The sequence below is a fragment of the Aquimarina sp. MMG016 genome, assembly GCF_018100805.1.
In the GTDB taxonomy this organism is placed as follows: Bacteria; Bacteroidota; Bacteroidia; order Flavobacteriales; family Flavobacteriaceae; genus Aquimarina.
In genome coordinates, this window is record NZ_JAGJEA010000002.1 from 688255 (window position 1) to 709313 (window position 21059).

Genomic DNA, 21059 nt, shown 5'->3' on the forward strand with positions numbered 1-21059 from the left:
TGTAAACTTTATCGGATTTTATGCTTATTTTTCGCTCAGAACATAAATAATGGTAGACTTTTTTTACAGCAATCAATTACGATATAGAATTAGCCGACACCTACTATACTGGCTGAGTTTTAATTTGTTTTTAGCATTTATATGGGGAAGTACCGGGGAGAGTTATCAAATACATCTTACCGTTCAAGCCTTATTGTGGCCCGCAAGAATATTTGTAGTATATGGTACATTATATGTTTTGATTCCTAAGTTTTTTCTAAAAAGAAATTTATTCGTATTTGGTATTAGCTATATTATCTGGTTACTCCTGGTTACTATCTTTGTACAACGAACTGTATGGCAATATAGCAGATCTTTCTTTTTCCCGGATTGGAAAAATTATGATATGTTTAATGTTACTGAAATTATGGGAAATGTATTTGACCTGAACCTCGCAGCAGTTTTTCCTTTGGTTTTTGTGTTTGTAAAGTTTTATAATGCCGAACAAAAAAAATACCTCACATTAGAACGAGAACAATACAAATCCGAACTAAATCAACTACGAAATCAAATACACCCACATTTTTTATTCAATACTTTAAACAATTTATACTCCTTGATCCTAAAAAAATCTGATGAGGCAGAAGATGCCCTTATTCGATTATCAGGGTTAATGCGCTATATGTTATATGAGGCCAATGTGCCAAAAGTACCTTTATCAAAAGAAATAGAATACCTAAGAAATTATATTGACCTGGAGAAATTGAGGCTTAATGCCAGTAATACCATTCATTTTACATCCAGTATGAATAAGGATCAGGAAATAGCTCCTTTTATTCTAATGCCATTTGTAGAAAATGCTTTTAAACATGGGATTAGTAATGATAAAGTATCCACCATAGAAATCAGTATCATTGCTAATAAAGATCTATTAACGATGACTGTTTATAACACCAAAAAAATAAATGCAAATCAGGATAACGGAGAAAAAACCGGGGTTGGTTTAGTGAATGTGCAAAAGCGACTGGAGTTACTTTATAAAGATAATTATGAAATGATTAGAAACGAAACCGAATCGCATTATAAAATGGAACTAACCTTAAATCTTATTTGATATATGACACCTCAAAAAATAAGATGTCTTATTGTAGACGACGAGCCACTGGCAAGAGATGTAATAGAAAATTTTGTTGCTCGTATCGATGATTTAGAATTAGTTGCCAAATGCAGTAGTGCTCACGAGGCATTTAATGTACTGCATAAAACTAATGTTGATCTTATTTTTCTGGATATACAAATGCCGGAGATTACGGGAATCGAGTTTCTCAAAGACCTATCTCCTGCTCCTACGGTTATTTTCACCACCGCGTATAAGGATCATGCGCTAGATGCTTATAATCTGGATGCTATAGATTATCTATTAAAACCTATTGAGTTTTCCAGGTTTTTAAAATCAGTAAACAAGGTCTTTAGGCAGTCAAAACAAAATAATGATACTATAGTAGAGGTCAATAATAACAATACAGAAAGCAAGCCGTATATATATCTTAAAGTCGTAAAAAAGATGCAGAAAATATACATCGATGATATTCTGTATATAGAAAGCCTAAAAAGCTATATTAAGGTAAAAACCACTACCAAGGAGATTATTGCGCACAGGCCTATATCTTCTATTATAAGTATACTCCCCACTGATAAATTTCTACGGGTTCACCGATCATTTCTTATCGCCATGGATCATATTGATACCTTTTCTCCCACAGAGATCGAATTACAGGGAAATAAAATACCGGTAGGTAGAAAATATAAAGAAACTGTAAAAGAGGTACTTGGATATTTTTAAACCTAAACAATAAAACAGATTAATATAAAAAAGCATCTACTGTCTATAAGCAGATGCCTTTTCTCATAACACCAAAATTATCACAATATTCAACTACAACCCCTGATAGCTGTTTACCAGCCTTATAAACTCTGCCCTATACCCGTGCTTGTCATATCCTCTACCTTCTTTTGATAGGTTTACAATATCAGAGAATGAATCCTTCTTTAAGTATTTAGATCCTCTTAATTTCATACCAAACCAAGCTACAGCAGCTGCAAACTTTAATTCCGGTGAAGCTATAGGATTATCTTTTTCCTTTAATACTCGAATCATTTCTATACTGGTATCCTCCTGTGGTTTTTTATATCTAAATTTTACGGTAAGTAATTCATCACCATAATCTTTATTAGGCTCTGCCAGAGTATATTTTAATGTGGCAACCTCTTTAAGATATTCGCTTCGTAAACCTACTGGGATGACCTCATAGAATGCAGTTACTGTATGGCCACTACCTAATTCTCCGGCATCCTTGGTGTCATCAACAAAATCCTCATCTGCCAATAATCTATTTTCATACCCTATCAATCGATATGCCTGTACTTTTGCAGGATTAAACTCTACTTGAATCTTTACATCCTTGGCAATCGTATATAAAGTTCCGCCAAATTCTGTACCTAACACTCGTTGTGCTTCCTGCAGGGTATCTATGTAGGCATGATTACCATTACCCTTATCTGCCAGAGTTTCTAGTTTACTATCTTTATAGTTACCCATTCCAAAACCAAGACAAGTAAGAAACACCCTAGATTTGCGCTTTTCTTCTATAAGATCTTTCATATCTTTATCACTACTCATTCCTACGTTAAAATCCCCATCAGTAGCAAGGATTACCCTGTTATTTCCATTTTTGATAAAGTTATCTTTAGCAATCTTATACGCTAGTTCAATACCAGCTCCACCAGCTGTAGATCCTCCAGCTTGTAGATTATCCAATGCTTGCATAATTTTGTTTTTATACGCTCCAGATGTTGGGTTTAAGACCATCCCAGCTGCACCGGCATATACTACGATCGATACTTTATCTTTTTCGCGAAGCTGATTTACTAACAATTTAAATGCTTTCTTTAATAAATGTAACTTGTTTGGACTATCCATAGAACCCGAAACATCGATTAAGAATACCAGATTAGAAGCCGGAATGTTTTGTTGTGCAATCTCCTTACCTTTAATTCCTATTTTGACTAATTGCGTCTCAGGATTCCACGGTGTTTTGGTATGTTCGGTATGGATCGCAAAAGGATGCTTCCCGGTAGGTTGTGCATAGGCATAATCAAAGTAATTGATCATCTCCTCTACTTTTACCGCATCCGCAGGAACTTTAGTTCCGTTATTAATCATTCTACGAATGTTACTATACGACGCCTTATCGACATCAATCGAAAATGTAGATAGTGGAGATGCGTGTACTCTTTTAAAATCATTTTCTATAATCTCCTTATAAGATTCATCATTCTGTACTCTATAATTACCTGCGTGCGTAGTGATAACAATACAACCATTAGCTGCCTTGGCACCAAAAATAGCCTGTGCTTTTGATCCCTTATACTCTTTTGATTTAGAGATTGTAGCAGGATCTATTGTCTGGATTAATTTGATATCTTTTTCAGCAATAGGAACTCCATCCACTATATATAATGGTTTCTTAGCTGCTTTTATCGTACCAACACCTCTGACTTTTATATCTTTCTTCCCACTTGCACTGGTAATCGAAACTCCTGCTACTTTTCCTTGAAGCCTTCTATTTGCTTGTTGATTCAAATTGGATTTAGGAAGATTAGACTGTGTAGAAATGGTAGATACAGAAGCTGTCATGCTTCTCCGAGTTGTTGTGCCATATCCTATAACGATCACTTCTTCTAATGCTGAAGCGTCTTCTCTCATTTTTACGTCAATTACATTAGATTTCCCTGTTACTTTGACCACTTTGATTTCGAATCCAACATAAGTAAACTCTAACTTGTCCCCAATTTTAGCAGTGATGGCATACTTACCATCAAAATCAGTTTGAGCACCCTGTTTGTTTCCTTTTATTGTAACATTGACTCCCGGTAGCGGTAATTTTTTAGTATCAGTTACTGTTCCGGTTATTTTTATTTCTTGAGCAGTGGTGATCCCCATACTTAATATAAAGATCATAAGGTAGTGTAGTGCTTTCATAGTTGACTGTTTTTATAATTACAATCTAAAACTAATGCTACCTACTACCTTGAACAATCTATAATGAGGGAACGTATCTTTTTGATGAGGGAAAGGGTTAGTTGAATATAGGTATGATTTATTTCTCTTTGGAAAATACGATTCGCTTTCACTTCGACTTCGCTCAGTGATCGCTATCTTTTATTTTCATTATTATTCGTCTTCGAGGGCTGTACTTCGGCAGGCTCAGCATCCGCGGAGTCGAAGCCCGCTTTCACTTCGGTGCAGTTTATCCTGAGTAAATCGAAGGGCTCAGTGATCGCTTTATTCGTTTTTATTTGGATCCGTAACCGAGGATCTAGTAGTATCTGATTCCGCTTTCGTTTCGGCTACGCTCAACGTTCGCTACCCCTTGTTTTCATTTGAATTGTTCTTCGAAGCCTAAGCGTAGCCGAAGGCTGAACACCTATGAAGCCAAAGTCCGATGTAATAAATCAATCTTTAACATAGGGTAGGTACAGTTCGATATCCGTTCCTCCTTCTTCCACTTCTTTAATGGTAAATCTTGTGTTCACCTTAAACTTCTTTTTCAATAAAATCAGTCGTTCTCTAACAATATCACCAGAAAAAGACCTATGGCCTTTTGAGGCTTTTAGCGCTAAACTTTTTGTATACCCCACTCCATTATCGCTTATTTTGCAGTGTAACAAACTATCTCCTTCCTGTTTTGATATGTTAATCATTATCTTTCCCCTCACTTCGGTATTTATAAGTCCATGTACAATTGCATTTTCCACAAATGGCTGGATCAACATAGGCGGAATAATTAATTCTTCGGTATCAATATCATCATTGACTTCGATAGTAAAATCGAAACTATGATGAAAGTTAGATTGTAACTCCAGATAATTTTGTAGAGCAATAATCTCATCCTGTAAACTAACCAACTCTTCTCTGGAATTCGTTAATATCAAACGGAACAAGCTGGATAGTTTATGAATATAAGGTATGGTATTATCCGACTTTTTATCTACCAGATTACAAATAGAATTTAGGGCATTATACACAAAATGCGGATTCATTTGCGACCGCAGCAAACGTTGCTCTAAATTCTCCTTTTCGTATTGGGATTTTAACTTATTCTGTCTCCAGAATAAAATAGCCAATCCGGATAACAACAGTAAAAAACCTCCCAGACTATAGGTGATTATTTTTTGTTGCTTTAGAATAGTACTTTGTTGTGCTTTATTTTTTTCCAACTGTATAATGGAGGCTTCTTTTTCTTTAGTTTGATATTGCACCTCTAAATTTGCTAAATCCTTATCCGATTGCTGTTTATGGAATTTATCCAAAAAATCGGTGGTCTCTTCCAGGAGCTTTGAATACTCTGATGAATCACCAAGCTTTTCATAGGCCAGCCCAAGGGTAGAAGTTACCATTATCATCAGATCCTTATCATTCTCACTAATGGTTTCGAAATCATTTAGTTTATTCTTAATAGCAGTTAGGCTATCAACCGCTTTTTGTACCTGCCCTTCCTGGATTTTTATATAACAATCATACATCAAAGCAAAATCCGCATCCAAAGCATTTGATACCCCATATTGTTGATGTGCCTGTAGGGCCTTTTTAAAATAATACAGAACAGAATCTTTTTGGTGTTCCTTCCTGGCGATCTGTCCCAAATTACCATATAAAGCATCAATATTATTTTTATAGTCACTGCTGTCCGAGACCTGTAAAGCCCTTTTATAGTAATACTTTGCTAGCTTAGTATCTTCAAATTCATCATAGACATAACCGATTCGGGTATATAATGAGGCCTTGTTAATCGGAAATTTCATAAAAAAGGCATCTTTAGAAGCTTTTAGATAATATTCCAAAGCAAGACTATCATTACCAACCCCCAGATGTCCGTGTGCGATACCGTTAAAAATAAAAGCTTTCCCTTTATAGGTATGCCTTTTGGTTAGTTCCAACGCGTTTTGATAATGCTCGATTGCCTTTTGAAAATCCTTTAATCTCAGGTAAGCATTTCCTTTATAATAATAGGCAGAAATCAGAATTTTCTCGTCAACAGGTCTTTGTATAGCTGCTTCAGCGTAGGATGAAATAGATTCATCGGTATAATACAAGACAGAATCAATATGCTTAGGAAAGTTTGCAAATGCTTTTTCATAATAATATTTGCTCCAACCAATTAGATTGGGATTAGATTCCAGCATCTTTTTATATTCATTCACATCAGGACGAATTTTAAAGTTGATTATAGAATCTATATACTCCTGGGTATACTCCTTTTCTGGATCAAAAATTACAGTCTTCTTTTGTTGGGAAAAAACCGATTCAAAAATCAAGAAGGGTATTAAAAAAAGAAGTATTTTCATCATAAACTATTTTATATTATATCCTATGCGTACACCTTCTAAAATTAAAACTATTATCATAGAAGATGATCCTAATGCTAAAGAATATATAACGTCTATTCTTTCCAATAATTTTGATGATATTGACATTACCGGTTATGCAGATGGTGTAGAAGAGTCGATTGCTCTTATACATAAGGAAGATCCCGAATTGGTTTTTATGGATATAGAACTCAGAGATGGGTTATCCTTTGAAATATTTGATACTATTAAGCAACCTAATTTCGAGGTTATTTTTATTACAGCTTATGATAATTTTATCCAAAGAGCCATTGATCATTATGCTTTTAGTTTTATTATGAAACCTATTGCCTCACAAAAACTTATTGCTGCCGTAGAACGATATGTTAATCTAAAAGAAAGATTATTTACCATCAGCAAATACCAATTGCTTTCTGATTTTTTGGGTCATCAGGATACACAATTACTATTGCACATTGGCAAGGAACATATAGCGGTAAAAATTAGTGATATCATAAAATATGTAGCAGATAGTAATTATACACAGTTTCATTTAACCAATGGTAAAACCTTGCTAGCATCAAACTCATTGAAGTATTACGAAAAATTACTGGCGGACAAACGTTTTTTTAAGGCACATCGCTCTGTGAATATCAATATCGATCATATTGCTTCTATCTATAAAAAGGAAACCATTATCCTGAAAAATAATGAGAAAATCCACGTTTCCGTACGGAATAAACCTAACTTAAGCCAGCTCATTACTATGCTTTCCTGATATTGTTAAGTTTATTGCTTTCGTCAACTCAATACCCACACTCAACACCTAATTTACTTCTTCTACCACTTTTCTCTATTACTCGCAGTATGGATTTAATAGCTTAGATCATAGTAGAATCTATGATCCTCTCTTGTATACGAGCATATATTAGATTCAAGGAGAAAAAATTGACCTGAACACTCCTTAACACAAAGTATGGCAAATCTTAAAATCACACAATCATGAAAAAACGAATTAAAAATGTATTCCTATTAACACTATTCTTTTCCTTCCTAATAGGATGTACTAAAGATGATTATATAGTAGAAAATGAAAACCTGATACAGGATGATGCTGTATTAGAAACCATAAAGAGTTGGGGATTTACTGATGATGAGATCGAAGATCAGGGAACATATTATTTGGTAGACGGAGATATGGTTTTTTACAAAAACAAAAAATACAATTCGCCAATAAATTCGAATACTAAACAAAGACAACATCCTAATTCTGTTACTATTTCTACCATTGATGTATATATAAATCCGGGGATGAATTTTGCCTGGAGAGCTGCATCCGAGGATGCCATTGATCGCTGGAACGCTGTTAACTCCAGTTTACAGTTTATTATCACTACATCTGTAATTAATGCAGATATACGGATAATGTACGATTCACAGGATCCAGGCATGACTTTAGCTCCTAATGTTTTTGGACGAGGTGAATTTCCAACATCCAATGGTTTGCCCGGTGCAAGAATTTGGGTAAATCCTGATTTTAATGCTTGTGGATTTCCCATCACTCAGGATATGAGAATCTCTAATGTCCAGCATGAACTGGGGCATAATGTCGGACTTACTCATACTAATCAATCTTTTGGAAACCTTATCCCTGGAACACCAACAACAGATTCTCAATCCGTAATGAATGGAGGGCAAGCATGTTCCATCGATGATTTTAGCACGGGTGATATTAATGCAATAGCATATTTGTTTCCTCCTGTCTCAGCAATCCTATCAGGGGTTTCGCCAATATGCAACAATACTGCCGTTACCTACAACTTAACCGGTGCCGGTTCTACAGTAAACTGGATAACTTCTCCTAACCTCCAGGTGGTATCTTCCTCTAATACTGCAATTACTGTACAGTCTACCAATAGTTTTGTGAGCGGAGAAGCTTATGTTGAAGCGCAGTTTTCGGGTCAAACGCTTCGTAAAAACTTATGGATCGGAAGGCCAAGAACTCCAACAAACATTACGTTTTATTCATCTTCACCGTGCCTTAATCAGAATGTGATCGCCCTGGTGCAAGACAATCATCCGGATTATGCCGGTGTGCATTATGAATGGCGAGGAGGTGGTCATACCTATGTAGATCAAAATCCTAAAGGTACCGAGGTGCATTTCACCACCTTTCCTTCATTTCCTTATACAACCAATGTATTTGTAAAAGCAACAAATGCCTGTGGATCCTCTATCGAATATTCAGAAGTGATCTCAGTACAAGACTGCGGTGGCGATGGCGGCCCTACTCCCTTACCACAATAGTATAATACCATTTTTGGTATCATAAAAAAGAAAACACTACTCACTAGTATGAGTAGTGTTTTTTTGTACTAGTATACTTTCCTCTTGAGATTTAGGATGAGGCGGTCAACGGTAGTGTTTGCTATCCTTCATTTTCACTATTATTTACTCCCGAGGACTGTACTTCGGCAGGCTCAGCATCCGCGGAGTCCAAGCCCGTTTTCGCTTCGGCTTCGCTCAGTTATTGCTATCCTTTATTTTCATTATTACTAGGATTTGAGGGCTGAGGTTCTCGAAATCAAAGTCCGATGTCCTTATACTCCATTGATACCCTTTTAGGACATCATATTTATCATGGCAGGTTTTTAAGAAAAATATAGGTTATATAATACTGGTCCACAATTTAAAGACAAGCATACCCAGACATATCACCAATCCAAGCATCGCAATCCAGGATGGATACGTTACAGTTCCCTCAGATACTATGGGGACCGTCTTTTTTATTTTTAGCAGTGCTAAATTTAGTAATGCAAAAAGAAATAAAATGATACCACTGGTAGCTTCAGCCAGTCCTCTTAATGGAAAGAATAATGCCAATACCAGTATAATGGCTACTGCCATCAGGGTAGCTTTGATAGGAGTTTGTGTTTTTGAATGTACTTGAGAAAAGACTGCCAGAGACTCTGATTTTTTTCCCATACCGTAGAGTACTCTTGATGCCATGATGATTTGTACAAGAGCACCATTAATTCCGGTTAATATACTTACCGCAGTAAGAAAAGCTTTAGAAGAATTCCCGGCTCCCTCGACGACCCTGGCAAGAGGAGTTGATGCTTTGGCCAACTCTTCCGGAGATACACTTAATATGGCAAAAGTGGATACGATTACGTATATAAGAGTCGTAAGGATTACACTACCTAACATAGCTTTGGGTAGCGAACGCTTTGCTTTTTTAACTTCTTCGGCCATATTGGCCATATCTTCAAACCCTATAAAAGCATAAAATCCCAGAAATGCCCCGGATAGGATTCCAGTTAAGAGAAATATATCAAAAGAGCTAGTGGTGAACTGGGACGTGACTTCTGAAATGTTTTGCAGGTTATTACTAGCAATAAAAGCCACATATATCAAGGCACCCACCTCGATAAAGGTAATAATAAGAACAGTCCATACCGATTCTCCTATCCCCCAAATACTGATACTTCCCATAATTACAACCAGTAATACTATGCCCAGAGACTCCGGAAAAACAACTACGTCCTGTAAAAATCCTATTGTGGCTACTACCAATGTCGCAGCAGATACTACTCCGGTAGCGATGACCACCCAACCGACGACAAATGAGATGGATTTTTTTTTAAAGGCTTCCTTGACATATTGTACTTCTCCCGCACTTACCGGGAACCTTGAACTCAATTCTCCATAAGTAAATGCATTGATCAATGCCAAAATTCCTGCAAATAGAAAGGCCAACGGTGTTACCCACCCTGCCTCTCCTGCCACTTCTCCCAGTAAGGCATAAAAACCTCCTCCTACCATAGTCCCTAATCCATAAAAAAGTAGCTTTGGAAATGTAATACTTCTTTTTAGTCCTGTGTTACTCATGGCTTTGATTTTATTACTTGATGCTATACAAGCTTTAGGAAAGGAGATGTGTTAGAGATCTTAGTATGCATCTCTAAAACAAAGGGTTCTCTAAGATAGGGATTTTACCTCATCTACAGACAGGTAAGGGTATGAACTATACAAAACAAAAAAATCTATAAGAAGTCTTCAGCTAGCTGGATTAGAAGTACTTGGGTGTGTTATACACAAACTTACTTTCATACCCTGACACACCCTTACCTATTTGGCAGGCAAGCCTAACCTCTCTCGAGAGGGGAATTGTTTCCTTCATACTTTTGGATATAATCCTCAATAGCCAGCAACACATTAAACATATCCCTGTATACCTTTGATCTGTAAAACTCAGTACAGTAATACCCAACTGATTCATTCTTTTTTCTTTTCTGGTATCTTTCTTCTGCACTTCTATTCACTGATGTGAATATCCATCGGCCTCAATACCCAACATCAGTTTATAACAGAAGAAATCAAGAATATAATTATCTATAGGTTTTTGTCTATGAAAATCATAACCATACATTTGTTTTCGTTTCAACTTTTGCCAAAGTAAAATCTCTGATTTAGTGCTATTGTTCCTAAGTTCACGAGTATACTCTGTTAAGCTTTGGGTTATTCTTTTACTCATAAAAACTCCCTTCTTGGGGAGGGTGACTATAAGTATGAAGATGTTAAGGTAATACTACTACCTTTTGAAGTCTAGAGATTATCAATTTGTCAACAATACAAACATACAGAAAATCACACACCCCTGCTCTACTACGTTGCACTTCCCTACTCAAGAAGGGAATAACTCCCATAGCTAATTTCCATATTAAGCACATATCCACCTATCTAGAAAGATACTATTAAAATATCAGAATATTGTAGCTCCTAGAAATTCTTGGGTGTGCTACCTACCAATGTTTAAAGGACATCAGGTGAAGTTTTACTTCTTCCAGGGTTTCTGCGGTTACTATATAATCATGTCCCATTAAATTAATTTTACATCGGCCATCCTTTGTTGTGAGTGCAGATATATGACCAGGGTTGATATAATGCATCTGACCATCCTTGTCTTTAAATTCCATGAATTCCATAACGTACTGTTTTTAAGAGTTATACTTATTCTAAGATAGTGAATATATTATATTTTTAATAGTAGAATAATGATATATATCAAGTTTTTAAGATATACCAGAGTGTTGTGCTTTGGCAGCACTTCGACACCTGTCCGCCTCAGGAGGAGGCTCAGTGTGTATGACAACGAAATATTTTTGTCATTCCGGGCCTAGACCCGGAATCCAAAGCAATGTTAGCATGACAAAAACATTCCGTACTTAACAGCCCGCGTTAAGTGGGATCCAGAATATATTTTTACTCAAACAATGTTTTATGCTTACACTCAGGGTTCGAGAGCCTTAGTCACCTAACCTTTATCACGATACGCAATAGACAATCCGGGCAGCGCATCCAAATCCCCTCTCATCAAGGCTTCTTTCTTTGCTCTCGACCAACCTTATACTTGTTTTTCTCTATAGAATGCAGTATCAATACGGTTATACTGCTTTTGTCTAAATATGGAATATACTTTACCAGGCTAACAGTACTTGGCAACCCTCTCCGACCACGCTTAGGCGTGGCCACCTCTCCCTATTAGGGAGAGGAGCTGTAATATTTTTTTATAGGAATACCAATAGATACCCTATCCAGCCATCTGGCGTTCTTTTAGGGTAAGTTTTTTGCCGTCAAAGCTAAAGATCCACCAGGAGTTAAACTCGTCCTCAGAGTGGTAGTCACTACCATAGGCAAAGGGTTCATCCATAATGCTGGAATGCTGCTGATCGGCAGTGCTTAGGGTAACTTTGGACCCCTCGATATATAAATGTGTTTCGCGTACGATAAAACCATTATCGATCTTTACCTGATATAGTGCTTTGTCTTTATACCAGTTCACATCCTCCAGGTCAATGGCGTTTAGTATTTCTTTAAGCTCAGTAAGAGAATTCAAATCCTCCAGCGCTTTCACTTCTTTGGCTACAAAGCTTTTTGCCGTTTGTAGATCTTTGGTATTTAAAGCACTCTTAAGTGTTTTAAGCTCTTTAAACAATACTTTACGTTCTGCTTCGATCTCAGCCTGTCGAGTTTTAAACAGTGTAATATTATATTCTTCGGTTTTATTTAGGGTTACTTTGGCTGGATTGCTATAGTTAGGTTTATACCAAGGTTTCTTTCTAAAATACAAACGTAACCGCTCATTTTCGAAAACATACTGATGCCGGGCATAAATCTCATTGCGTAATACATTGAGCTCATATATACTGTTATTGGCAATATCAACCGGAGTGTATTGTACAGTATCACATTGCGAACAGTCTTTTAATTGGGCATAATTTAACGTGGTTACAAGACTAATAATTATGGTTAGTGTTTTTTTCATATATACTTAATATCTAATGATTTGATTTATTGTTGATTTTTTTTTAAGTATTATATTCTTTTTTGCATCGCCCAAAAAAGAATCAAAAAAGTCTAGTCTTGAGAAACTTCAGTTAAAAATTTCGTTCATACCGCTAAATTAAATGAAGTTTCGCAACAAAACTCTTTCTTAAGTACTGACCAATTGAATTATAGTACTATATAAGCAATATTTATTTTGCGAATTTAATTTCACGCTTTATTCACTTCATTTTTGACACTGAATTTTCTTAGGACGTTTTTATACAATAATATAAACAGCAATTCGATTTTATATCTATACAATTAAGTCTTTTGGTCTAACTTAATAAAGACATAACTAATACCATTTCTCAATTTAAATCATATATTTTCGAAGTACGAATATAGGATTTATATGTTAAAATAATGTGAGTTAGATGTAATTCACGAATCTGTAAAAGCCGTCAAATTGAGTGGTTTTTCGCAGTGAAACGAAGAAAAATTGTATCGAAATTAGGCTTTGATCTGAAAATTCACTTGTCTTCGATACAATTTTCTACCGAAAATCACTCAGACTGACGTAAATTTTCTTACGTCGAACTCACGTTAAAAAATTAACAGTTAGCTATTGATTTAGGGTACATAAAAGAGTAGTACCCCCACCCTTAGAGCTCGGTGTTAGTAGGATCAAAGCCTCCCTGGTCGATGGTTTTTGCTCGGTGTCACCGAGCTTTGGACTAGGGTCATCGATGGTTTGGACTACCCTTATCGATGGTTTGATACTCCCCAACCGAAGGGTAAAGCTACCCCAATCGATGGTTTACCCTCGGACACACTATGCTCAGCGCTCGAATGCACCGAGGTTTACACTACCCCAAACGGAGGTCTGAAGTCCATCACCCAACCCTTAGGGGTGGGTTTTGGAGGTTTTTAGAGATATTAGCGTTTTTCTTTAACAGGTTTTGTTAAAATTTTACACAAACCATAAGATTGATTATTAGCACTGAACCTTATCAAATAATTTACCTGGTTATAATCTTATGTTGATCACATTTTTTATTGCGCAAAGGTTCTGTTCCCACTAAAATGTTGTTAGCAAAAAATGTGTTTCCTTTATTAAGAGATACTATAGTATAGGTTTGTTGTGTTTTAGGAACAGAACGTATATCTATGACCATACCACTTCCAAAGTTGGTTTGCAACACACTTCCTATTCGCAAAGTACCTACTATATCGTAATTATAATCTTTTTGAGTTTTTGTTGGGTCATAAGATACCCACGCTCCATCGGAAGAAATAAACGGATGATCTTTGGTACTGGTAATATTAGTACCATTATCTAGTGAAATCTTAATGAGATCCCTGTGCTTTGGATTATCTAGTGCTTTAATCATTGCATGATAATGCGTTTTGGTATCTAGATCATAAGATAAGACAGTATCACCTACTTGTAGTAGTTCTATAGGTTTCTGTGTATGATCTGCCATCGTAATCATTGTTCCTTTTGCAAAACAGTGTACATCAATACCATCAAAATAAATCTCAGATATTACGGTGTCCTGGTATTTATCACCAGGATAAACTTCCAGAATTTCGAATTTCAACTCCCATCTTGGAAGTGTTTTAAGCTGTTCATAATTACTTCTATCACTATTTCCTATGGGATCTAAGGTAAAATGCTGAACTGCTCTTTGATCAGTTAAATTTAAAATAGCAATAGGTCGATCATCCACAGAAACTTTTAGTTTCCTTATTCGACTATTATTTTTCCATGCCGCACCACTTTTAACATATCCATTAGCTATAATAATCTCAGTAATTCTAGGGTTTTCCTGACCAAAACTATAAAGAAGATATTCACCAATACCATGTCCTTCAACCCCTTCAACCCAGGCTGATTTATAAGAAAAATCATGGGCATTATCAGGAATGTAACTTGATTTACCTTGAGATGATAAATAGGATGACGCACTTAACTCCATTGACTCAACACCGCAATACCAACTACATCCTTGATTACCTGCTGCCCAATAATTTCCTTGCATTTCATCAAATAAATTATATATATTCTGGTCTTCTTCTGGTAAATCTTCTAATTTAATGCCTCTTTCCAGAAGCTCTAGAACTTCTGCATAATGTTTCTCTTCTGCAAGTTGAGCTTTTTCTCCTTCTTCATTTAGTTCTTTAATTTTAGTTGGATATAACATCTTAATCTCCTGAGCAGAAATTGTTACTGTCCAAATCAGTAGTAAATAGCTAAGTAATTTATTCATAGTTTAGATCATTAAAAAACAAATGTACAATTCTTATCCTTTTGTCATTCCGGGCTTAGACCCGGAATCCAAGGCAATGTTAGCATGACATTTCGAACTAATGTTGGGACGAAGGTGTCAAACTGAGCCTGTCTGCCGATAGGCAGGTTTGTCGAAGTCTATTGTCTCCATAGTATATCATCGATAATACAGGTAATACCTCCTCAGGCAAGTTAACGTAAACAACCCCCTCCGCCTGCGGCACCTCCGCCTAAAAGGGTGAGGAGTTTGAATCCTTATTCATAGCAATATGATAAACAGGATTCACTGCTACTCCATTTTGGCATAATACATCGGTATGACCAATAATTTAGTTAGTTAGATGGGTTCTATTAATGGATTGCTGCCTTGCGTCTCCACTAAAGCTTCAGTGATACGCGGACGCAGGAATGACAATGGAATATTTTTGTCATTCCGGGCTTGCCTGCCGCCTTAAGTGGGACCCGGAATCCAAAGCAATGTTAGTATGACATTTCAGATTATTGTTGGGGACTGAGGGGTTCGAAGTCCGAATAGTTATTCTGTTCTTTTTTGCATTGCCAAAAAAAGAACCAAAAAACGCTAGCCTGAAGAAACTTCTACTAAAAATATCCTTCGCTTCACTACATAAAATGAAACTTTATTGTATTGCTAAGACTTTAAAAAAATCAATAATAATTCCATAATATTGAGGCGTTCTACACTCCACGAATTTTATGTTACGCTGCACTCTCTTCATTTTTGACGTAGAAGTTTCTTAGGGCAAATACAATTGTAACCGCCTTAGATGATCTATATTTACTCAAACAAGGTTTTATTCTTAATCTTAGGTAACATATAATCCATTACCGCTAATATCATCAATACTGTAGTAAGAATTCTATAGTCTCTGGGAATAAGATGATATAACCGTAATACAGCCCCAATATATAATACAGCTACCCAAGCTAATTTTAAATAATCTAATCTCTTTTTGATGGGTTTCTTAAAGAAATGAATTCCATAAGATATTACAATACCGATGCATCCACCTATCAAAAGAAAAGTACCATAAGGCCAATGCATAACCATAAAAGCAACTCCTATTAACGTAAATGCAAGTAACCCCATGACAATACGAGAATATCTGGTTTTAAGAAACGTACCATTACGTAATAACAAAAACATTCCAGCTACCTCGATCAGCCATAACCCTATACGAAACAAAAAATCGCTGTCTTCAACAGCGGTGAATGAAGATAAAAATAATCCTGTTAGCGCCATAAGAACTCCCAGGATGATTAGGATAGTTAGTGTTTGGTTAGAGAGCATAATATATTATTATAAATGATGCATATTTAATTTTATAATTCTGTTCACAGTATCTATAGTACAATAAAACGGTTCCTTTAGGTTATCATCGTTGTTTGCTTTTAAAAATTCAAAACCTTGAGTATCGTAACACCAAATACCCCTTATCTTTTTAGAATGTATATGATCCCAAACAGGATCAGCATAGTTTTCTGTTCTAATAGCATCAAATAGTACAGAATTAATAATTTGATTATGAATAATATTCTTGAATATCGCATCATACTCTAACTCCATAGATATACTATAATCACTATCAAAAGCACCTTCTGTATGCTTCACATCATATTTCAACACCTTAATTTTATTGTCTAATTGTAAGCCCGTTTTTTCCAAGATCAAACCAGTGGTTTGTTCCGAAATAGTTACTTTTTCTTTTAATGTATCAAAAGCCATTACAACTTCAAAAGACAATGTAGCTCCTATGATAAAGAGTAACACTACAAACTGTATAATTGTGATATACCACTTACCACTGACTATCTGCCAAAACCAAGAAACCAAACCAATAACAATAGCTATATAAAAAAATGATCTGGTTACTATTCTTACAATCCCCTCATCATATTGTAATCCATATACAAAAAGAATACTGATTATCAATACCCCTAATAATGGTAACCACCATTTTCTTACTAGAAATTTATATAAAATCTCTTTCATATATCAATGCTACTTCTTTCTATCAAATCTACGATACTTAACGGATTTCTTACGAGATCTGGGATTTCTGGTACTGGCGCCCAATAATGCTAAAATTGCTACTAAAATGATTATGATCCACATATTTAATTTGTTTAGCTTAACATCTAAAAATATACAATAGCATTACAAATCTTCCTTATATACATATTTTCTGACTATTATTTCTGTAATTGGTCTTAATTTTTTACCAGATATTGGATGTTCTCCTTCTGCGGTAAAAAGTTCAATTTCTCCATCTGTTTTAGTATACCAATATAATGGTCTACCATTATCAAAAAAGGTTTCTATAGTATCCATCTTGGCTTTTACAAATTTTTCCAAAATCTCTTGATCAGCTATTTTGTTTTCTGAACCTGGTGTATCATCACAAGCTATTTTTTCATAATGATCTTCTGACCAAGTCATACAATCTTTTTGTTTCCAGTTAAAGGCAAAATATACTATTGCAGATATAATCGAAATAAAACTTATAGTAATTGTAATGGTTTTCCAAGGAGTTTTTGGTTCTTGATTAATTTGATTTTCTGGTTTATTTTGTAACGCAGGATTAGCTATGTTAATAGTATTCTTCTTATACTCTAAAAATGGTCTTGGCTTAAAATCAATTAATAATGCTACTAATTCTAAGGAAGTAGAAGATTGGATTAAATCAGTTTTTCCTTTTAAAAAGTTAATAATTGGTACGAATTTATCCTTATCAAATTCTTTTTTGATATTAAAACCATCTTCATCTTGAATATCGAAAAATTGTTTTAGAATTTTTTTATCACTTTGTTGCTTTCGTATATCAAAAGCTTCTATACAGGCTTTCTTAAGACTCGCTCTAGTTGGCTTAGCCAATAAACTACTTAGGTCTCCCCCACTTTGTAAAGCATACTTATTTCGAATTGCACTGACATACTCTTCATAGGTAATACCACTCATAATTTTTAAAATTTAGTGTTATGGAATAATTGGAATAAAAAGATTCTTTGGAATCTTTGGAATCCCTTACCTGTAGTGGGGTAACGTGATTGTATCTTTGTCTCAGACTTAGTTCAAGTCTTGATTAGATATCAAGACAAATGTATACAAACTAATTCAAAACCGGAAATACAAGACAGGATCTGTAAGTTGATCCGAGAAGTACGACAAGCTTTTTCTGTCTGACTATTTCCAAACATACTTCTCAAAAAACGAAGAAGCGCTTCTTCTCATTTAACGTGTTCGCTGAACGGCAATAATAAGCTGGGTTTATCCCCCGGACAGCAACACTATTGTTCAATTTTTTAAAACAAAAAAAAGATGAGAAGATCATTTTTAATTATAGCAATAGTAATGTTTAGTATGTCAATATTTTCTTGTACAACCTCTAATTTAGCTGAAGACATCGGCATCGAAGAATTCGCTACAGAAGGAGAAGAGGAAGAAATCCTTCCTGAAGATGATGATGAAGGATAAATTAAAACGGGAGAATTCCCAATAGTTTATTACTTTAGAGGAATGACAAAACTTATTTTTTCATTCCTCTTTTTTTTAATATTCGTTTCTTCCTATACCCAGAAAGTAGATTCATTATACTTGAGTAATCTTTCCAAAAAAATTATATCTCTTAAAAAGAGTGAAAAACTGGACAGTGCAATAAATCAGAGCCATTTACTACTAATAAATGCTAGATCAATCAATAATCAATATTTTGAATTAAACGCCTATAATAAGTTAGCCGCTTATTACAGAAAAATCAACTCACCTTTTGAGTCAGCAAAATATTATACTAAATCAAAAGAATTAAATCTTTCTTTGGGTGATACAACCAAAGTAATTGAAAAGTTAAGGCATATCGCAAGTATTCAAAAAAAGTTGGGTGACCTTAATTCAAGTGAAAACACATCAATCTATGCATTACTTCTAAGTGAATCTCTTCCAGATTCAATAAATGACAAACATAAATTGGGGATATATAATCACTTGGGGATAACTACTAATAGACAAAAAAACTATGTTGATGCTATAAAATGGTATAAAAAAGCACTAGAATTAACTAAAGATACTCTTAAGAGTTTAGGAATAAGAAATAACATAGCATTAGCTTCTATAAAACAAGGTAATTATAATATTTCTATAAATGATCTACATAAAATATTAGAATACCCGGTTATCGAAAAAAAACCAAAGCTAAAGGCTAGAGTTATGGATAATCTTGCTTTTGCAAAATCAAAACTAAGTTATCCCAAAGCAGAAGAAGAATTAATAGCAGTATTAGAATTAAGAAAAGAGTTCAATGACCTTGCTGGGCAATTTGCCAGTAATATTCATCTTACTGAACATTATCAAGATAGAAAGCAATATAAAAAGGCATTGACTTATGCCAACAACGCCTATGAAATAGCAAATAAATTGCGAAGTCCAAAATCAAAAATAGAAGCTCTCTCCTATCTCATCAAACTTAAGGATAATCCTAAGCTCGAAGCAATTGAGTTTGAAAGATTAAATGATAGTACTAATGTAGCTAGACAACAAGCCAAAAATCAGTTCGTTAAAATCAAATATGAGACAGATCAGTATCGAGAGGAAAACCTTAGAGTCAAAGCTAAAAATGCAGAACAGGAAACATCTCTTCAAAGACAAAAAAATCAAAGAATAATTCTCTTGTCATTAATATCGTTATTATGTATAGGTGTAGTTTTCATTGTTTATTACTTAAAACAGCGAAGTAGAATTGAAAGAATAAAAGAACGTCACTCCACTGAAAAAAGACTTTCTAAAAAACTACACGATGAGGTAGGTAATGATGTATTCTATTTGATGTCACAATTACAAAATGAAACTGACCTTCCTCAAAACCTAGATGATACCAGTATCGTTAACGGATTAAATGCTGTCTACCATAAAGTACGAGATTTTTCGCGAGATCACACTATAGAAACCGGATCTGAATATGGTGATGAACTCTTGTCGCTTTTAAATTCTTATGGAAATCAAAACGTCAAAATTTTTACTAATAAGTTAGAAGGTGACTTTTGGACAATGGTAAGTGCCTATAAAAAAGTAGAATTATATTGGGTACTGAAAGAACTATTAACCAATATGAAAAAACATAGTCAGGCAACCTTAGTCTCTATAAGTATATCAAAAGAGCAAAAAAACATTATCATAAAGTATACTGATAATGGAATTGGTGCAGACCTTGATATTGCCAAAAAACATATGAATGGCCTTCGCAATGTGGAAAACCGCATTACAGAAATGAAAGGAACTATTACATTTGAAACCAAACCACAAAAAGGTTTTAAATCCATTATGAAGTTCGCCCCATAATACAGTATAAGCATGTTTACAAAAATTATTATTGCAGAAGATATTGATAGTGAAAATTTAGGTATAGTTTCTTCTATAAGTAATCTTGCCCAAGCGCAGATAGATACTGTACAATCCTGTGATAAAGCGTTATCAAGAATAAAGGAATCCATTAATAAAGGAGAGCCGTATAATCTACTTATTAGCGATCTGTCCTTTAACCTGGATACCCGAATACCTCATAAAATCACTTCGGGAAAAGAATTGATTAAAGAAGCAAAAAATATACAACCAGATATTAAAATCATTGTCTTTAGCGGTGAGGATAAATCCGCTATTATCAAATCCCTTTTTGGCAATCACAGCATTGATGGATATGTCTGCAAAGGCCTCTATGGATTATCAGAATTAAAAAAAGCAATTAACCAGGTGTATCAGGGAAACCCCTTTACCTGTCCCGTCTCCAAAAATGCATTACACCAAAAAAATGTAACACAGTTGGATCCTTATGAAGTTCGACTACTCAGATTACTTGCTAATGGGTATAAGCAGGATGAAATCAGTCTTCATTTTATAGAAAAAGGTATCGAGCCCAATAGCAAACGTTCTATCGAGGACCGAATACGCAAACTACGCCAAGACTTTGATGCTAAAACTACCATCCAATTAATTCATATGGTGGATGGAATGGGGTTGATTTCTTGATTATCTAGAATTACTTAC

The 21059-nt window shown here is 34.9% G+C and carries 17 protein-coding genes; 7 read left to right on the forward strand and 10 right to left on the reverse strand.

Annotation, left to right across the window (positions count from 1 at the left end; genetic code table 11):
* Positions 1 to 49 precede the first annotated feature (49 nt).
* Positions 50 to 1093 carry a histidine kinase gene (locus J8M14_RS05930; RefSeq protein ID WP_211073660.1) on the forward strand — a complete coding sequence of 348 codons (1044 nt, stop codon included), beginning with the start codon at positions 50 to 52 and terminating at the stop codon, positions 1091 to 1093.
* 3 nt (positions 1094 to 1096) lie between these two features.
* Positions 1097 to 1822 (forward strand): response regulator, encoded by a 726-nt coding sequence (locus J8M14_RS05935; RefSeq protein ID WP_211073661.1) that lies wholly within the window; start codon positions 1097 to 1099, stop codon positions 1820 to 1822.
* Positions 1823 to 1915: 93 nt separating this feature from the next.
* On the opposite strand, the gene J8M14_RS05940 is transcribed toward J8M14_RS05935, so the two are convergent.
* The gene (locus tag J8M14_RS05940; RefSeq protein ID WP_211073662.1) at positions 1916 to 4021 is read right to left on the reverse strand and encodes a VWA domain-containing protein; all 2106 of its coding nucleotides are present in this window, start codon (positions 4019 to 4021) and stop codon (positions 1916 to 1918) included.
* A gap of 473 nt (positions 4022 to 4494) precedes the next feature.
* The gene (locus J8M14_RS05945; RefSeq protein ID WP_211073663.1) at positions 4495 to 6387 is read right to left on the reverse strand and encodes a histidine kinase; all 1893 of its coding nucleotides are present in this window, start codon (positions 6385 to 6387) and stop codon (positions 4495 to 4497) included.
* A gap of 25 nt (positions 6388 to 6412) precedes the next feature.
* Between J8M14_RS05945 and J8M14_RS05950 the strand changes: the two genes are divergently transcribed.
* Together J8M14_RS05950 and J8M14_RS05955 are read left to right on the forward strand one after the other, a co-directional pair.
* Positions 6413 to 7165, forward strand: coding sequence for a LytTR family DNA-binding domain-containing protein (locus J8M14_RS05950; RefSeq protein WP_211073664.1), 753 nt, complete (start codon positions 6413 to 6415; stop codon positions 7163 to 7165).
* Positions 7166 to 7389: 224 nt separating this feature from the next.
* Complete coding sequence (locus tag J8M14_RS05955) at positions 7390 to 8694, forward strand: M57 family metalloprotease (protein ID WP_211073665.1); 1305 nt, start codon at positions 7390 to 7392, stop codon at positions 8692 to 8694.
* Positions 8695 to 9054: 360 nt separating this feature from the next.
* Here the strand turns inward: J8M14_RS05955 and J8M14_RS05960 are convergent, their stop codons facing one another.
* The 8 genes from J8M14_RS05960 to J8M14_RS05995 form a co-directional block, all read right to left on the reverse strand.
* The gene (locus tag J8M14_RS05960; protein ID WP_211073666.1) at positions 9055 to 10278 is read right to left on the reverse strand and encodes an amino acid permease; all 1224 of its coding nucleotides are present in this window, start codon (positions 10276 to 10278) and stop codon (positions 9055 to 9057) included.
* A gap of 430 nt (positions 10279 to 10708) precedes the next feature.
* Complete coding sequence (locus tag J8M14_RS23015; RefSeq protein WP_247672557.1) at positions 10709 to 10924, reverse strand: DUF559 domain-containing protein; 216 nt, start codon at positions 10922 to 10924, stop codon at positions 10709 to 10711.
* A 268-nt stretch (positions 10925 to 11192) separates the two neighbouring features.
* Positions 11193 to 11375, reverse strand: a complete 183-nt coding sequence (locus J8M14_RS05970) for a hypothetical protein (RefSeq protein ID WP_211073667.1) — start codon at positions 11373 to 11375, stop codon at positions 11193 to 11195.
* A 605-nt stretch (positions 11376 to 11980) separates the two neighbouring features.
* On the reverse strand, positions 11981 to 12715 hold the full coding sequence (locus J8M14_RS05975) for a YARHG domain-containing protein (protein WP_211073668.1): 735 nt from the start codon (positions 12713 to 12715) through the stop codon (positions 11981 to 11983).
* Positions 12716 to 13736: 1021 nt separating this feature from the next.
* Positions 13737 to 14987, reverse strand: a complete 1251-nt coding sequence (locus J8M14_RS05980; RefSeq protein WP_211073669.1) for a Hint domain-containing protein — start codon at positions 14985 to 14987, stop codon at positions 13737 to 13739.
* A gap of 816 nt (positions 14988 to 15803) precedes the next feature.
* Positions 15804 to 16316 (reverse strand): hypothetical protein, encoded by a 513-nt coding sequence (locus J8M14_RS05985; RefSeq protein WP_211073670.1) that lies wholly within the window; start codon positions 16314 to 16316, stop codon positions 15804 to 15806.
* A 9-nt stretch (positions 16317 to 16325) separates the two neighbouring features.
* Positions 16326 to 17018, reverse strand: a complete 693-nt coding sequence (locus J8M14_RS05990) for a hypothetical protein (RefSeq protein WP_211073671.1) — start codon at positions 17016 to 17018, stop codon at positions 16326 to 16328.
* Between the two features lie 165 nt (positions 17019 to 17183).
* Positions 17184 to 17984 carry a hypothetical protein gene (locus tag J8M14_RS05995; RefSeq protein WP_211073672.1) on the reverse strand — a complete coding sequence of 267 codons (801 nt, stop codon included), beginning with the start codon at positions 17982 to 17984 and terminating at the stop codon, positions 17184 to 17186.
* Positions 17985 to 18344: 360 nt separating this feature from the next.
* Between J8M14_RS05995 and J8M14_RS06000 the strand changes: the two genes are divergently transcribed.
* From J8M14_RS06000 to J8M14_RS06010, 3 genes are read left to right on the forward strand one after another with little or no spacing between them, the layout of a single operon-like run.
* Positions 18345 to 18500 (forward strand): hypothetical protein, encoded by a 156-nt coding sequence (locus tag J8M14_RS06000; protein ID WP_211073673.1) that lies wholly within the window; start codon positions 18345 to 18347, stop codon positions 18498 to 18500.
* Positions 18501 to 18542: 42 nt separating this feature from the next.
* Entirely contained in the window at positions 18543 to 20357 is a 1815-nt protein-coding gene (locus J8M14_RS06005) for a tetratricopeptide repeat protein (RefSeq protein WP_211073674.1), read from the forward strand.
* A gap of 12 nt (positions 20358 to 20369) precedes the next feature.
* Positions 20370 to 21041, forward strand: coding sequence for a response regulator transcription factor (locus J8M14_RS06010; RefSeq protein WP_211073675.1), 672 nt, complete (start codon positions 20370 to 20372; stop codon positions 21039 to 21041).
* The last annotated feature ends 18 nt before the right edge of the window (positions 21042 to 21059 follow it).

Bases quoted from the DNA above. Each gene is read 5' to 3' on its own strand.
- J8M14_RS05930 (WP_211073660.1), top strand. From the start codon at position 50: ATGGTAGACTTTTTTTACAGCAATCAATTACGATATAGAATTAGCCGA.
- J8M14_RS05935 (WP_211073661.1), top strand. From the start codon at position 1,097: ATGACACCTCAAAAAATAAGATGTCTTATTGTAGACGACGAGCCACTG.
- J8M14_RS05940 (WP_211073662.1), bottom strand. From the start codon at position 4,021: ATGAAAGCACTACACTACCTTATGATCTTTATATTAAGTATGGGGATC.
- J8M14_RS05945 (WP_211073663.1), bottom strand. From the start codon at position 6,387: ATGAAAATACTTCTTTTTTTAATACCCTTCTTGATTTTTGAATCGGTT.
- J8M14_RS05950 (WP_211073664.1), top strand. From the start codon at position 6,413: ATGCGTACACCTTCTAAAATTAAAACTATTATCATAGAAGATGATCCT.
- J8M14_RS05955 (WP_211073665.1), top strand. From the start codon at position 7,390: ATGAAAAAACGAATTAAAAATGTATTCCTATTAACACTATTCTTTTCC.
- J8M14_RS05960 (WP_211073666.1), bottom strand. From the start codon at position 10,278: ATGAGTAACACAGGACTAAAAAGAAGTATTACATTTCCAAAGCTACTT.
- J8M14_RS23015 (WP_247672557.1), bottom strand. From the start codon at position 10,924: ATGAGTAAAAGAATAACCCAAAGCTTAACAGAGTATACTCGTGAACTT.
- J8M14_RS05970 (WP_211073667.1), bottom strand. From the start codon at position 11,375: ATGGAATTCATGGAATTTAAAGACAAGGATGGTCAGATGCATTATATC.
- J8M14_RS05975 (WP_211073668.1), bottom strand. From the start codon at position 12,715: ATGAAAAAAACACTAACCATAATTATTAGTCTTGTAACCACGTTAAAT.
- J8M14_RS05980 (WP_211073669.1), bottom strand. From the start codon at position 14,987: ATGAATAAATTACTTAGCTATTTACTACTGATTTGGACAGTAACAATT.
- J8M14_RS05985 (WP_211073670.1), bottom strand. From the start codon at position 16,316: ATGCTCTCTAACCAAACACTAACTATCCTAATCATCCTGGGAGTTCTT.
- J8M14_RS05990 (WP_211073671.1), bottom strand. From the start codon at position 17,018: ATGAAAGAGATTTTATATAAATTTCTAGTAAGAAAATGGTGGTTACCA.
- J8M14_RS05995 (WP_211073672.1), bottom strand. From the start codon at position 17,984: ATGAGTGGTATTACCTATGAAGAGTATGTCAGTGCAATTCGAAATAAG.
- J8M14_RS06000 (WP_211073673.1), top strand. From the start codon at position 18,345: ATGAGAAGATCATTTTTAATTATAGCAATAGTAATGTTTAGTATGTCA.
- J8M14_RS06005 (WP_211073674.1), top strand. From the start codon at position 18,543: ATGACAAAACTTATTTTTTCATTCCTCTTTTTTTTAATATTCGTTTCT.
- J8M14_RS06010 (WP_211073675.1), top strand. From the start codon at position 20,370: ATGTTTACAAAAATTATTATTGCAGAAGATATTGATAGTGAAAATTTA.